12 protein-coding genes and 1 pseudogene are annotated in these 13,546 nt (G+C 74.2%); 5 read left to right on the forward strand and 8 right to left on the reverse strand.

Annotated elements, in window-relative coordinates; translation table 11 throughout:
• Positions 1-147: 147 nt before the first annotated feature.
• Positions 148-645: a DUF6223 family protein gene (locus AB0G16_RS17685; RefSeq protein ID WP_362805725.1), complete on the reverse strand. Its 498-nt coding sequence runs from the start codon at positions 643-645 to the stop codon at positions 148-150.
• Between the two features lie 224 nt (positions 646-869).
• On the opposite strand from AB0G16_RS17685, the gene AB0G16_RS17690 reads away from it, so the two are divergent.
• Together AB0G16_RS17690 and AB0G16_RS17695 are read left to right on the forward strand one after the other, a co-directional pair.
• Positions 870-2,009: a histidine kinase gene (locus AB0G16_RS17690; protein ID WP_362805727.1), complete on the forward strand. Its 1,140-nt coding sequence runs from the start codon at positions 870-872 to the stop codon at positions 2,007-2,009.
• The gene (locus tag AB0G16_RS17695) at positions 2,006-2,689 is read left to right on the forward strand and encodes a response regulator transcription factor (protein WP_362805729.1); all 684 of its coding nucleotides are present in this window, start codon (positions 2,006-2,008) and stop codon (positions 2,687-2,689) included. Before AB0G16_RS17690 ends, AB0G16_RS17695 begins: the two co-directional genes overlap by 4 nt.
• On the opposite strand, the gene helR is transcribed toward AB0G16_RS17695, so the two are convergent.
• Both helR and AB0G16_RS17705 read right to left on the reverse strand, forming a co-directional pair.
• Entirely contained in the window at positions 2,625-4,925 is a 2,301-nt protein-coding gene (helR, locus tag AB0G16_RS17700; protein WP_362805731.1) for an RNA polymerase recycling motor ATPase HelR, read from the reverse strand. The two genes, AB0G16_RS17695 and helR, sit on opposite strands and share 65 nt — an antisense overlap.
• Positions 4,926-5,197: 272 nt before the next feature.
• Positions 5,198-6,202: a WYL domain-containing protein gene (locus tag AB0G16_RS17705; protein ID WP_362805733.1), complete on the reverse strand. Its 1,005-nt coding sequence runs from the start codon at positions 6,200-6,202 to the stop codon at positions 5,198-5,200.
• A gap of 55 nt (positions 6,203-6,257) precedes the next feature.
• Here AB0G16_RS17705 and AB0G16_RS17710 point away from each other — a divergent pair, with 55 nt between their 5' ends.
• Both AB0G16_RS17710 and AB0G16_RS17715 read left to right on the forward strand, forming a co-directional pair.
• Positions 6,258-7,016, forward strand: coding sequence for a DeoR/GlpR family DNA-binding transcription regulator (locus AB0G16_RS17710; RefSeq protein ID WP_362805735.1), 759 nt, complete (start codon positions 6,258-6,260; stop codon positions 7,014-7,016).
• A 48-nt stretch (positions 7,017-7,064) separates the two neighbouring features.
• Positions 7,065-8,330: pseudogene (locus AB0G16_RS17715) on the forward strand (MFS transporter); the annotation flags it as partial.
• Positions 8,331-8,358: 28 nt separating this feature from the next.
• On the opposite strand, the gene AB0G16_RS17720 reads toward AB0G16_RS17715, so the two are convergent.
• Positions 8,359-8,586, reverse strand: coding sequence for a hypothetical protein (locus AB0G16_RS17720; RefSeq protein ID WP_362805737.1), 228 nt, complete (start codon positions 8,584-8,586; stop codon positions 8,359-8,361).
• A gap of 273 nt (positions 8,587-8,859) precedes the next feature.
• The gene (locus AB0G16_RS17725) at positions 8,860-9,507 is read right to left on the reverse strand and encodes an MFS transporter (RefSeq protein WP_362805739.1); all 648 of its coding nucleotides are present in this window, start codon (positions 9,505-9,507) and stop codon (positions 8,860-8,862) included.
• A 21-nt stretch (positions 9,508-9,528) separates the two neighbouring features.
• Between AB0G16_RS17725 and AB0G16_RS17730 the strand changes: the two genes are divergently transcribed.
• Positions 9,529-9,684: a hypothetical protein gene (locus tag AB0G16_RS17730; protein WP_362805741.1), complete on the forward strand. Its 156-nt coding sequence runs from the start codon at positions 9,529-9,531 to the stop codon at positions 9,682-9,684.
• A gap of 82 nt (positions 9,685-9,766) precedes the next feature.
• Here AB0G16_RS17730 and AB0G16_RS17735 read toward each other — a convergent pair whose 3' ends face one another.
• From AB0G16_RS17735 to AB0G16_RS17745, 3 genes are all read right to left on the reverse strand, one after another.
• Positions 9,767-11,365, reverse strand: a complete 1,599-nt coding sequence (locus AB0G16_RS17735) for a glycoside hydrolase family 13 protein (protein WP_362805743.1) — start codon at positions 11,363-11,365, stop codon at positions 9,767-9,769.
• A 232-nt stretch (positions 11,366-11,597) separates the two neighbouring features.
• Positions 11,598-12,578: a carbohydrate ABC transporter permease gene (locus tag AB0G16_RS17740; protein WP_362805745.1), complete on the reverse strand. Its 981-nt coding sequence runs from the start codon at positions 12,576-12,578 to the stop codon at positions 11,598-11,600.
• Between the two features lie 16 nt (positions 12,579-12,594).
• Positions 12,595-13,524 carry a sugar ABC transporter permease gene (locus tag AB0G16_RS17745; RefSeq protein ID WP_362805747.1) on the reverse strand — a complete coding sequence of 310 codons (930 nt, stop codon included), beginning with the start codon at positions 13,522-13,524 and terminating at the stop codon, positions 12,595-12,597.
• Positions 13,525-13,546 lie beyond the last annotated feature (22 nt).

Raw genomic sequence — 13,546 nt, forward strand, 5'->3', positions numbered from 1 at the left:
CTCCCGGAGGTGGCGCGGCTGACCCTGGACCCGGTGCTGGTGGGGGAGAGCGAGGAGCCGGCCGGCCGGTGGACGGGTCGAACCGGCTGATTCGGCTGATTCGGCTGAACCGGCTGAACCGGCTGGTTCGACGAGTGGGCCGGCGGTTCAGCCGGTTCCCCGGGAGCGGCGGGAGCGGGCCAGGGCCAGGCCGCCCAGGGCCATGGCGGCCGACCCCACCACCAGGGCCGCGTACCCCCCGACGATTCCGTAACCGGTGCCGGGACCCCCCTCGGCCGCGGCCACGACCAGGCCGCCGACGACCGCGCCGACCGCCCCCGCGACCAGGGCCGCCACGGCACCTCTTCGCCCGGTGACGCCACCGGCACGACCGGCACGACCGGCACGACCGGCGGGACGGGCCAGGGTCAGGGTACCGGCGGCCACGCCGGCCAGCCCCAGCAGCACCGCCACCAGGGACCACAGACGCCCGGCGCTCGTGGTGGAGACACCGGCGGGGGCCGGCTGGGCCACGACACGCCCGGCCAGCGGTACGGCGAGCAGGAGACCTCCGCGCAGGGCGGTGGCCGCGGTGGCGAACAGGCGGCGGACGGGCATGCGGGCGGACAGGCGGGCGGGCATGCGAACGGACAGGGGGGCGGACATGGGTGCTCCTTCTCCTACGACGCCCGCGACCGGGCGTCACCCGATCATGTCCGCCGGACCGGCCGCCCGTCGTCCCGCGCACGCGGTCACTTCGCGGTGCCGCCGGTGGCGCAGCGGTCACCGCCGGTGCCGCGGACGCCGCAGGCGCCTACCGCGGCCGTGGTAGGCGGCCGGTCATCCGTACGCAGGAGTCGCCCGCGCGGACATCCGGTTAGGGTGCGCCCATGGGCACAGGACGGGCGGAGGTCCGGGCGCGGGTCGCCGACTGGGCGATCGCCGTCGGCGTGGCGGCGACGCTGCTGGTCACCGGCCTGACCGCACGGTCCCCCACCGCCGCCACCGTCACCGCCGCCGGCCTGCTCGGCCCCGCGCTGCTGGCGGCCGGCGGCCTGGCGTTGGCCGCGCGCCGCCGCGCCCCGGTCGCCGTCCTGGCCGTCACCGGGCTGTGCGCGGCGGGATACCAGGCGGCCGGTTTCGACGTGCCCGCGGTCGCGTACCTGTTCGCGGTGTACGCGGCCGTGCGGGCGGGACACCGCGCCGTCACGGTGGCGGCGAGCGTGGCCATGCTGGCCCTCCTCCCCCTCGCGGCCCTGGCCTCGGGCCCGCACGACACCGGTGAGGCGTTCGCGCAAGCCCGGGGCGCCCTGGAGCTGGCCTGGCTGATCGCGGCCGGCGCCGCGGGCGAGGCGCTGCGCCAGGCCGAGCGGAGGGCCGAGGAGGCCGAGCGCACCCGGGAGGAGACCGCGCGGCGCCGTGCCGACGAGGAGCGGCTGCACATCGCCCGGGAGCTGCACGATTCGCTCACCCACCAGATCTCGGTCATCACGGTGCAGGCCGAGGTCGCCGTCCACGTGGCCCGCAGGCGCGGCGAGCAGGTGCCCGAGGCCCTGCTGGCGATCCGCGAGGCCGGTCGCGAGGCGACGCGTGAGCTGCGGGCGACCCTGGAGGCGCTGCGCGACGACGACACGACCCGGCCACCCGGCCTCGACCACGTCGGGGAGCTGGTGCGGCGGGCGCGCGCGGGCGGCCTGGACGCGACACTGACCGTCCGGGGCCGGCGGCCCGACCTGCCGGCCGCGGTGGAGCGGACCGCCTACCGGATCGTCCAGGAGTCGCTGACCAACATCGTCCGCCACGCCGCCGCCGCGACGGCGTCGGTCCGGATCGACCACCGTCCCGGTGCCCTGGTCGTACGGGTCGACGACGACGGCACGGCCACACCGCAGGCCGCGCCGGCACCCGGCGTCGGGCTGCTGGGGATGCGCGAGCGGGTCACCGCCCTGGGCGGCCGGCTGCGGGCGGCGCCGCGCCGCGAGGGCGGCTTCAGCGTCCACGCCGAGCTCCCCGTGGAGCCGGCGCCGTGATCCGCGTCCTGCTGGTCGACGACCAGCCGCTCATCCGCAGCGGGTTTCGCGCGCTCCTCGACCTCGAGGACGACATCGAGGTGGTGGCCGAGGCCGGCGACGGGACGCGTGCGCTGGCCCTGGCCAGGGAGCACCTGCCCGACGTCGCGCTCGTCGACATCTCGATGCCGGTGACCGACGGCATCGAGGCGACCCGGCGCATCGCCGCCGACCCGGCCCTGGGCGGGGTGCGCGTCGTCATCCTGACCAACTACGGCCTGGACGAGCACGTCCTGGACGCGCTGCGTGCCGGCGCGGCCGGATTCCTCGTCAAGGACATCGTGCCCGAGGACCTCCTGCACGCCGTACGCGTCGCCGCGCGCGGTGACGTGCTGCTGGCCCCGTCGATCACCCGCAGGCTGCTCGACCGCTACGTCGCCCAGCCGCTCCCCACCGCCGCCGGCACGGCACTGAGGGAGCTGACCAACCGCGAGCGCGAGGCCGTCACCCTGGTCGCGCGGGGCCTGTCCACCGACCAGATCGCCGGCCGCATGACGATCAGCTCGCTGACCGCCAAGACCCACGTCAACCGGGCCATGACCAAGCTCGGCGCCCGCGACCGCGCCCAGCTCGTGGTCATGGCCTACGAATCGGGCCTGGTGACCCCGCGCGCCCTCCTCGAGGGCCCGCGGGGCTCGTGAGGACGACCAGCCGCCGGGTCGCGCGGGTCATCGCGACATAGCGGTCGACCGCCCCCTCGACCGCCTCGGCGCCCTCGCCGAAGGAGTCCGGGTCCACCAGGACGACCAGGTCGAACTCCAGCCCCTTGGCCAGCTCCGGCGTCAGCGACCGGACGCGCGGCCTCGCCGGGAAGGTGGGGTCGCCGATGACGCAGGCGGTCCCCCCGGCGTTCGCGGCGAGCCAGTCGTCGAGGATCGTCTCCAGGTCCGCGGCCGATCCGTGGAGGACGCCGTCCCCGCCGCGGCGGATGGAGGTCGGCACGTTGGCGTCCGGCAGCACGGCCCGGATGACCGGCTCGGCCTCGGCCATGACCTCCTGCGGCGTCCGGTAGTTGACGCTCAGGGCGGCCAGGGTGATCCGGTCGAGCCCGACCCGCTCCAGCCGCTCCCGCCACGACTCGGTGAACCCGCGCCTGGCCTGGGCGCGGTCCCCGGCGACGGTGAAGCTCCGCGACGGGCAGCGCGCCAGCAGCATCCGCCATTCGGCGTCGGTCAGCTCCTGGGCCTCGTCCACGACGATGTGCGCGAACGGGCCGGCGAGCACGTCCGGGTCGGTGCCGGGCAGCGCGCTCTCGTCGACCAGGGCATCCCTCAGGTCCTGTCCGTGCAGCATCGTCACCGCGCCCTCGCCGTCGTCGTCGGCCTCCAGCAGGGCGTCGACGACCGTGGCCATGCGCTCGCGTTCGGCGGCGACGGCGGCCTCGTGGCGGCGCCTGCGTCGTGAGGCCTCGGGGTCGCCGAGCCGCCGGCGTGCCGCGTCCAGCAGCGGCAGGTCCGACACCGTCCAGGCCCGGGGGTCCTCGCGCTGCAGCGTCCGGATCTCGTCGGGGCCGAGCCAGGGAGCGCACAGTCGCAGGTAGGCCGGTACCGACCACAGGTCCGCGACGAGGTCGGCCGCCTCCAGCAGCGGCCACGCGCGGTTGAAGGTCGTGAGCAGCTCCGTGTCCTGCAGCAGCGACCCGCGCAGCAGGCCGGCCGAGACCCCGCCGTCCCCGCCGTCCCCGCCGTCCCCGCCGTCCCCGCCGTCCCCGCCGTCGTCCCGGCCGTCTTCGTCCCCGTGTCCGTGTCCGCCCTCGTCCTCGCCGTGCTTGTCCGTCAGGATCGTGAGCAGCTCCTCCCACACGCGGTCGCGCGCCTCGTTGTGCGGGACGCCGGGTTCGGCCGCCTCGAACGCCTCGGCCCAGTCCTCGGCGCTCAGCCAGATGTCGGACCAGTGGGTCGTGACCGTCATCCCCCTGGTGGGCGGGTTCTCGTAGAACCGCACGGCCGGTTCGATCGCCTCGACCAGGTCCGCCGACGCCTTCAGCCGGGCCACCCGCGGATCGGTCTCGGCAGCCGCCGTGCCCCCCTCGGCGACGAGGTCGCGCAGGGTGCAGGTGCGCACCCCCTCCTCCCCCAGGCTGGGAAGGACGTCGGCGACGTAGGCCAGGTAGGGCCGGTGCGGGCCGACGAACAGCACGCCGCCCCGGTCGCGACCCAGGCGGGGGTCGGAGTGGAGCAGGTAGGCCGAGCGGTGCAGGGCCACGACGGTCTTGCCCGTCCCCGGACCGCCGTCGACGACCAGGGCGCCGCGCGACCCCGCGCGGATGATGGCGTCCTGGTCGGCCTGGATGGTGGCGAGCACGTCGCGCATCCGGGGTGAGCGGTCGGCGCCCAGGCCGGCGATGAAGGCGGACTGGTCGTCGAGCGCGGCGTGGCCCTCGAACCCCTCCGGGGTGAACACCTCGTCCCAGTAGTCGCTGATCCGGCCGCGGTCCCAGCGGTACCTGCGGCGGCTCGCCAGCCCCATCGGGTTGGCGTGGGTGGCTCCGAAGAACGGCTCGGCCGCCGCGGAGCGCCAGTCGAGCAGCAGCCGCCGGCCCGCGCCGTCGGTCAGGCCGAGCCGCCCGACGTACACGGGCTCGGGGTCGTCCGCGCCGACCATGCGCCCCAGGCACAGGTCCAGGCCGAAGCGCCGCAGCGTACGCAGGCGCGTGGTCAGCCGGTGGATCTCCAGGTCCCGGTCCAGCGCCTGGCGGCCCAGGCCGCCCGGTGCCCTGCGCTCGGCGTCGAGACGGCCCGACAGGTCGGCGATCGACCGCTCAAGGGTCTCGGCGACGGCCGCGAAGTGCCGCTCGTCGCCGGCGATCAGCGCCGGGTCGGCCTTGGCGGCGAGGTGATCGGGAAGGTCGAACGCGCCGGCGGTCAGGGGCCTCACGTCACCGGCCCCGATCCGGGGCGGACAGGGTGGCCGCACGGCCCGACGCCCCCGCGCGGCTCGTACGTCGACAACGGCACACACACGTGATGATCCTCGTTTCCGCAGGTACAACGGCTTCGGCCAGTGATTCTGCGGTACGACCCGGGTCTTGCCGCAAGCCCCCCGGTGCGCTATACGTTGAGAGTGGAAAGGAGCGGGTCTCCCCTTTCCCCCTCACCGGCCTCCGCCCGGCCCCGGGGCGGCGCAGACCCGGGGGCAATCCCCGCCGGTCAGTGCGTGCGGACCCCGTACAGCCCGGCGAGGTCGGCGATCGCGGCCTTCATCAGCTCCACCAGCTCGGCCGGCTCCAGGACCTCCACCTGCGTGCCCATCCGCAGCAGCAGCCAGCGGGCGTGCGTGACCGACTCGATGGGCAGGCGCAGCACCACCCCAGCGCCCCTGCCACCCCCACCGTCCTCGCCGGGCGGGCCCGCCGCCGCCAGCGCCGCGTCGACGACCTCGCGGCCCACCGTGTGGCGCAGCAGGTCCTCCGCACCGGGCTCCAGCCGCACCACGGCCTCGCCGTTGTACAGCCGCCGCTCACGGAAGTCCGTCGCGTACTCCTGCCAGAAGGCCGCCAGGTCGAAGCGCCCGGGACGCTCGAAGCGTCCCTCCGTCAACTCGGCCGCCAGGATCCGCGACACCCGGTAGGTACGCGGCCCGCCCGCCCCGGCGACGGCCACCATGTACCACGCGCCGCCCTTGAGGACCAGGCCGTAGGGGTGCGCCACCCGCTCCACGTCACGCGGCCCCCAGCGGCGGTAGGTCATCCGCAGCGGGCGCTGCTCCCACACCGCCTCGGCGACCTCCCCCAGGAAGGGGGTCTCGTCGCCGTCGCCGTACCAGCCGGGGACGTCCAGGTGGAAACGCTCGCGCATCCGGGCGGCGTGCGAGCGCGGCTCGGGGGGAAGCGCGGCGAGCATCTTCAGCTCCGCGTTGGCCGCGACCTCGGCCAGCCCGAGCTGGGCGGCCGGGCCGGGCAGCCCCGCCAGGAACAGCGAGGACGCCTCCGCCTCGGTCAGGCCGTTCAGGCGGGTCCGGTAACCGTCCAGCAGGCGGTACCCGCCGGCCGGCCCCCGGTCGGCGTAGACCGGCACCCCGGCCGACGACAGCGCCTCCACGTCGCGGTAGACCGTGCGGACCGACACCTCCAGCTCCTCGGCCAGCTCCGAGGCCGTCACCCGGCCCCGGGTCTGCAGGAGCAGCAGGAGGGAGAGCAACCGGCTCGCGCGCATACCCGCATTGTCCCGCGGTTTGCCCAACGAACATCCATCGTGTTCAAATGAACACATGGAAGGTAACGACCGTATCCGGGAGATCATGTCGGCCCTGCGCCTCACCGACGTCGTCTCGGTCGCCGAACTCGCGGCCGAGCATGCCGTGTCGGAGATGACCATCCGCCGCGACCTCGACGAACTCGCCCAGCAGGGCGTGGTCAGACGGGTGCGCGGCGGCGCGGTGAGCCTGCTGCTGCGCGGCGAGGAGCCCCCCTTCGCGGTCCGCGAACGCGAGGCGTCGGAACCCAAGCGCCGCATCGCCGCCGAGGTCGCGGCCCTGCTCTCCGACGGCGAGGCCGTGCTGCTCGACAGCGGCACCACCTGCCTGGAGGTCGCGCGCGCCCTCCACGACCGCCGCCTCACGGTCCTGCCCCTGTGCCTGCAGTCCGCCGCGCAGCTCAGCACCGCCCCCCGGATCCGCCTGGTGCTCCCCGGCGGCGAGGTCCGCCCCGGCGAGCTCAGCCTCACCGGCACGCTGACCGAGAACGCCATCCGCTCCCTGCGCTTCGACACCGCGATCATCGGCTGCTGCGGCCTGTCGGCCGAGCACGGCCTGACCGCCCACGACCTGTCCGACCTCGCCGTCAAACGAGCGGCGATCTCCTCCGCCCGCCGGGTCATCGCCGCCACCGACTCGGGAAAGTTCACCCGCACCGCCTTCGGCGCGGTCTGCCCCCTGGACCACCTCGACACCGTCGTCACCGACACCGCCCTGCCCGCCGCCGAGCACGAGGCCATGACCGCGGCGGGCGTCACCGTCCGCACCGTCTGACCCCCACCCCGCCACCGGCACGCCCCCCTCCGGCGCCGCCCGCCCCGCCCCCCGCCCCGCCCCCCGGCGCGCCCGAACCCCCACACCCACGTCCCACCCACCCGGATCCACCCGGTCCGACGACCGACGGGAACTCCTCCCATGCGCGTCACCCCCTTCGAGCAGACGAGGCTGCTCCGCGGCAGAGTCGCGGTCTCCCTGCTCTTCCTGCTGTCCGGCATGGCCATCGGCACCTGGACGGCACGCATCCCCTCGATCATGCGGAACCTGGACCTGAGCGAGGGCGAGCTCAGCGTCGGCCTGTTCGGCATCGCCGCCGGGGCCATCGCCGGCATGCAGGTGATCGGCCGCCTCATCGACCGCCACGGCAGCGTCAAGGTCATGCTGCCGATGGCCTTCGCCCAGAGCCTCGCGCTGATCCTGCCCGCCCACATGCCCGGCCTCGCCGGCCTGACCGTCGCGCTGTTCGTCTTCGGCGCGGTCCACGGCACCCTTGACGTGGCGATGAACGCCAACGGCGTCGAGGTCGAACAGGCCATCGGCCGCCCCATCATGTCCTCCCTGCACGCCGTCTTCAGCATCGGCGGCTTCCTCGGCGCCACCGCCGGAGGACTCCTGGCCCAGGCGGCCCTCGGCCCCGCGGCGACGTTCGCGGCCGTCGCGGCCGTGATCGCCCTCCTCGCGTTCTGGGCCGGCCGCTGGGCCCTCTCCCCCACCCCCCGCCCCACCACCCCCACGACCACGCCACCCCCCGCCCGCGCGGGAAGCGGCGCACTGCTCCTGGGCGTGCTGGCCTTCTGCTGCATGATCGGCGAGGGGGCGGTGGCCGACTGGAGTTCGGTCTACCTCAGCCAGGACCTCGGCAGCTCCGAGGGGTTCGCCGCGGCCGCCTACGCCGCCTTCTCGATCATGATGACCGCGGGGCGCCTCGTCGGCGACAGGCTGGCCACCCGCTTCGGCCCGGTGACCCTGGTGCGCGCCTGCGGCACGCTGGCCGCCGGCGGCCTCTGCCTGGCACTGCTCGGCGGCCACCCGATCACCGCGGTGATCGGGTTCGGCTGCTTCGGGGCGGGACTGTCGTGCATCGTCCCCCAGGTCTTCTCCGCGGCCGGCCGCCGCGATCCGGCCCGCGCCGGGCAGGCGCTGGCCCGGGTGGCGAGCCTGGGCTACGTGGGCTTCCTGGCCGGACCGGTGCTGATCGGCGGTATCGCCGAGCTGGTGGGCCTGCCGCGCGCCCTGGCCGTTCCCGCCCTGCTGGCCCTTTTCGTCGCCTTCGCGGCGGGAGGTCTCCGGACCGGCGCCTTTACAAAGTAGATCAACAGATGTGAGGGGGGCCTCGGGGTCAGCCCGCCGAGGCGGGCTCGGTGACGGCGCCGGCGGACGCCGCGCCCCGGCGCGGAACGGCCAGGCGGGACAGGGCGAGGCCGGCCAGAGCGAGGAGCGCCCCGGCCGCCCCGGTCCAGCGCAGGCCACCCGCGGCCACGACGGCTCCCCCGATCACCGATCCGGCCGCCGCCCCGAGGTTGAAGGCCCCGACGTTGACCGCCACCGCCAGCGTGGGGGCCTCCACCCGCGTACCGCAGGATCAGTCCCTGCAGCGGGGCGATGGTGGCGGTGGCGAGCAGACCGAGCGCCAGCACGGCGAGCACGGCCGAGGGCCTCCAGGTCACCGCGAACGGGGTGAGGGCCAGCACCCCCGCCAGGGCACCGAAAACGGCGCGCACGGTGGCGGCGGGAGCCCGGTCGGTGAACCGGCCGGCGACGAGGTTCCCCACCAGGCTGCCCGCCCCGTAGGCCAGCAGCGGCGCCGAGACCGCCGGCGCGGTGAACCCGGCGACCCGGGTCAGCAACGGCGCGATGTAGGTGAACACCGTGGCCACCCGGAGAAGCCGACCGCGGTGGTGGCGATCGCCAGCAGCACCGGCCGCCGGGTCACGACCCGCACCTCGTCGCGAACCCGGGTGGGCCGGGCCTCCTGCCGGGGCAGCACGGCCGCCAGCAGCGCGGTGCCCGCCAGTGCCAGCCCGGTCAGCACCGCGAACGGCACGCGCCAGCCCGCCCCCTGCCCCAGCAGGGCTCCCAGGGGCACACCGAGCAGGGTGGCCGCGGTGAAGCCGGAGACGACGGCGGCGATGGCCGTGCCCACACGTTCGGCGGGAACGACGCCCGTCGCCGTCACCAGGGCCAGGGCCAGGAACGCGGCGTGACCCAGCGAGGAGACCACCCGGCCGGCCAGCAGCACCTCGTAGGAGGGGGCCAGCGCGCTGATCGCGCTGCCGGCGGCGAACAGCGCCATCAGCCCCAGCGCGAGGGCCTTGCGCGGCAGCCGTACGGTCAGGACGGTGACGATCGGCCCGCCGATCACCACGCCGAGGGCGTAGGCGGTGACCGTCTGACCCGCGGCTCCCACCGAGACGCGCAGGTCCGCCCCCACCTGCGGCAGCAGGCCCGCGACGAGGTATTCCGAGGTACCGATGACGAAGACGCTCACGCACAGCGCGGCATCGAGGAGTTGCAGGCGTCGCGCGCCATGCTCGACACCGTCATCGGCGCCGCCCCGCCCGAGGTCGCCCGCGCCGTCGCCGGCCGCCTCGCGACGCGGGACGCCCTCACGAGGGGGGACGTCCCCGCCGGCCCGCCGGAGGCGACCGGGGCCGATCCGGTGTGACGGGACCCCGGGGCCGCGCAGGGCCGATCGGGGCCGCCCGGTCCGGCGCACCGGGCGGGCGGCCCCGATCGGCCGGGCGGGGTCAGGCCGTGCGGAGCCAGACCGTGGTGTCGGCGGGAAGCGCGCCGCCCTCGAGCGGGCCGCTGGCCAGCAGCACCGACTCGTGGTCCGGCAGCGGCACCGGCCCGGTGCCGAGGTTGACCACGCAGACCAGGCCCGAGTCCCGGCGGAAGGCCAGCACCTCCCGCGGGCTCTCCAGCCAGGTCAGCGTGCCGTCGCCGAGCAGCTCGCGGCGCAGGCGCAGGCCGGTCCGGTAGAGGGTGAGCATCGAGCTGGGATCACCCGCCTGCACCTCGGCCGTCAGCGCCTTCCACTCCGGGGGCTGCGGCAGCCACGGCCGCCCCGTGCCGAACCCGAACGGCGGCTCGTCGCCCGACCACGGCAGCGGCACCCGGCAGCCGTCCCGGCCCAGGTCGGTGTGGCCCGAACGGAACCAGATCGGGTCCTGGCGCAGCTCCGCCGGGATGTCCTCCACCTCCGGCAGGCCCAGCTCCTCGCCCTGGTAGACGTACAGGCCGCCGGGAAGGGCCATCGCCAGCAGCGCCGCCGCGCGGGCCCGCCGCTCGCCCAGCACCGGGTCGGCGGGCATGCCGTGCTTGCGGTCGGCGTGGTCGAAGGAGGTGTCGGGCCTGCCGTACCTGGTGACCGGGCGGGTCACGTCGTGGTTGGACAGCACCCAGGTGGGGGGCGCGCCCAGGGGCAGGTGGGTGGCCAGGGTCAGGTCGATCGACCGGCGCAGCGCGTCCGGCTCCCAGGCGCACGCCAGGAAGTCGAAGTTGAACGCGGTGTGCATCTCGTCGGGACGCAGGTAGAGGGCGAACCGCTCCTGGTCGGGCAGCCACACCTCGCCGATCAGGATCCGGTCGTCGTAGCGCTCGGCCACCTGGCGCCAGCCGCGGTAGATCTCGTGGACGCCGTCGAGGTCGGTGTAGGCCTCCGGCCCTCCCCCGCCGTCCATCTCCTTGACCAGTAGGGCGGCCGAGTCGATGCGGATGCCGTCCACGCCCCGGTCGAACCAGAAGCGCAGCACGTCGTGGAACTCCTCGACGACCCGCGGGTCGGCCCAGTTGAAGTCGGGCTGCTCGGGGGCGAACAGGTGCAGGTACCACTCGCCGTCGGCGACCCGGGTCCACGCCGGCCCACCGAAGATCGACTGCCAGTCGTTGGGGGGCAGCTCGCCGTCGGCCCCTCGGCCGGCGCGGAATATGAAGAGGTCGCGTTCGGGCGAGCCGGGACCGGCCTCCAGCGCCCGCACGAACCACTCCTGGCGGTCCGAGCCGTGGTTGGGGACGATGTCGGTGATCGTCTTGATGCCCAGGGCGTGCGCCTCGGCGATGAACGCCTCGGCCTCGGCCAGCGTGCCGAACGACGGCTCGATGTCGCGGTAGTCGGCCACGTCGTACCCGCCGTCGGCCATCGGCGAGGGGTACCAGGGGTTGAGCCAGATCGCGCCGATCCCCAGGTCGGCGAGGTAGGGAAGGCGCGCGCGGAGCCCGGCGAGGTCGCCGATCCCGTCGCCGTTGCCGTCCGCGAAGCTGCGCAGGTAGACCTGGTAGATCGCGGCCCCCCGCCACCACGTTGCGGGGTCCGGAGTGGCTTCCGGGAAGATGCTGCCGGACATTCTGGGACAACTCCTTGTGGTCGGAGGACGGTTGGAGGGCGGTGACGCCGGGGACGTCACGACATCGGGACGCCGACTGCGCCGACTGCGCCGGCGGTGCCGGCGACATCGGCGGCGGTGGCGGCGGTACCGGTGACACGGGCGGTGACACGGGCGGTGACACGGCGTCGGCGACATCGGTGGCGCCGTGGTGCCGGTGATCCTGACGCCGGTGACGCCGGCGGTGGCGAGGTCAGCCCTTGAGACTGCCGGCGGTGAGGCCGGCCATGATGCTGCGCTGGAAGACGAGGAAGACGATCATCGTCGGGATGCTGGCGATCACCAGGGAGGCGATGAGCACGTTCTGCGGCATCTGCGCCGACAGGGAGGCGATGCCCACGCTGATCGTCATCTTCTCCCCGTCCGGCAGCACCAGCAGGGGCCAGACGAAGTCCTTCCAGACGTTGACCACCGACAGGATGGACACCACGCCGAGGATCGGACGGGAGACAGGCAGCACGATCGACCACAGGATGCGCGCCGGCGAGGCGCCGTCGATCTGCGCGGCCTCCAGCAGCTCCTTGGGGATCGAGTCGAAGAAGCGCTTGAGCAGGAAGATGAAGAAGCCGTTGGCCGCGGCCGGCAGCCAGATCACCCAGGGGGTGTTGAGCAGGTCCCACCCGAAGATCGGCATGTCCTTGACCGTCAGGTAGGCGGGCAGCAGGATGACCATCGGCGGGATCATCAGCGTGGCCAGCATCAGGCCGAGCACGGCCTTGCCCAGCACCGGGCGCAGCTTCGACAGCGCGTAGGCGGCCGAGACGTCGACGGCCAGGGTGAACAGCCAGGCGCCGCTGGCGTAGATGACGGTGTTGGTCAGGAACAGTCCCAGGTCGAGCTGGTCCCACGCCTCGGCGTACACCCCGAAGTCGAGGGAGGTGGGGAAGAAGCTCGGCGGGATCTGGGCGAGTTCCTCGGGCGTCTTGAGCGCGCCGGTGACCATCCAGTAGAGCGGGAACACGAACACGGCGGTGAAGGTCACCACCACCAGGGTCAGCACCGTGCGGTAGACGAGGCGCCCGCGCCGGGTGGTGAGGGTGTGCGGGGAGACCAGGCTGCGGAACTGTCTGTCGGGCTCCTTGCTCCGGCGGGGGCGCCGGGCCGCGGGGGCGGGTTCGGGCCGCGGGTCCGGCACGAGGGCCGGGCGGCCGGGCTGGGCGGTGAGGTTCGACATCGGCTCGGCTGTCTCCTCAGCTCTGGTCGTCGCGCGACAGGCGCAGGTAGAAGGCGGAGAACACCATCAGCACGACCATGAGCATCAGCCCGAGCGCGCCTCCGGCGCCGAAGTCGCCGAAGTTGAAGGCGTACTGGTACATCAGGTAGGCGACGGTGAGCGTGGAGTTCTCCGGGCCGCCGCCGGTCAGCAGGTAGGGCTCGATGAAGACCTGCATGGTCGCCACGATCTGCAGCAGCAGCATCACCAGCAGGATCAGCCGGGTCTGCGGGATCGTCACGTGCCAGACGCGCTTGAACAGCCCGGCGCCGTCGAGCTCGGCGGCCTCGTACAGCTCGCCGGGGATGCTCTGCAGGGCGGCCAGGTAGATCAGCGTCCCGGTGCCGAGGTTCATCCAGGTGGAGACGACGACGAGGGAGATCAGCGCGGTGTCGGTGGAGTCGAGCCAGCTCAGGGCGGGCAGGTGCGCCAGTTCCAGGATCTGGTTGAACAGGCCCGCGCCCGGGTCGTAGAACCACTTGAACAGCAGCACGCCCACGGCCGGGGGCAGCATGACCGGCAGGTAGACGATGAAGCGCAGGTAGGCCTTGGCGTGGCGCAGCTCGTTCAGCACGATCGCCGCGAAGAACGGGATGACGTAGCCGAACACCAGTGCCAGGGCGGTGAAGGCCAGGGTGTTGAGCCAGGCGTCGGCGAAGGCCGAGTCCTCGGTCACGGTGCGGAAGTTGTCCAGGCCGACCCAGACGGGGTCGTCGACGAAGTTCGTCTGCTGGAAGCTGAGCAGCACCTCCCGCACCATCGGGTACCAGGAGAAGAAGGCGAAGCAGATCAGCGCCCCGCACAGGAAGCCGTACGCGGTGAGGTTGCGCCGCAGGCCGCGCCGGAAGGCTCCCGGTCTCCGCCCGCGCGGACCTTTCACGGTCCCTTTGGCGGTCATGGTGGTCATCGGTCGACTCCCGGTTTCGACA

The organism is Streptosporangium sp. NPDC023615 (assembly GCF_040640155.1).
Taxonomy (GTDB): domain Bacteria; phylum Actinomycetota; class Actinomycetes; order Streptosporangiales; family Streptosporangiaceae; genus Streptosporangium.

Excerpts from the sequence above, each read along its gene's own strand:
- AB0G16_RS17685 (WP_362805725.1), bottom strand. The coding sequence starts at position 645 with ATGTCCGCCCCCCTGTCCGTTCGCATGCCCGCCCGCCTGTCCGCCCGC.
- AB0G16_RS17690 (WP_362805727.1), top strand. The coding sequence starts at position 870 with ATGGGCACAGGACGGGCGGAGGTCCGGGCGCGGGTCGCCGACTGGGCG.
- AB0G16_RS17705 (WP_362805733.1), bottom strand. The coding sequence starts at position 6,202 with ATGCGCGCGAGCCGGTTGCTCTCCCTCCTGCTGCTCCTGCAGACCCGG.
- AB0G16_RS17710 (WP_362805735.1), top strand. The coding sequence starts at position 6,258 with ATGGAAGGTAACGACCGTATCCGGGAGATCATGTCGGCCCTGCGCCTC.
- AB0G16_RS17735 (WP_362805743.1), bottom strand. The coding sequence starts at position 11,365 with ATGTCCGGCAGCATCTTCCCGGAAGCCACTCCGGACCCCGCAACGTGG.
- AB0G16_RS17740 (WP_362805745.1), bottom strand. The coding sequence starts at position 12,578 with ATGTCGAACCTCACCGCCCAGCCCGGCCGCCCGGCCCTCGTGCCGGAC.
- AB0G16_RS17745 (WP_362805747.1), bottom strand. The coding sequence starts at position 13,524 with ATGACCACCATGACCGCCAAAGGGACCGTGAAAGGTCCGCGCGGGCGG.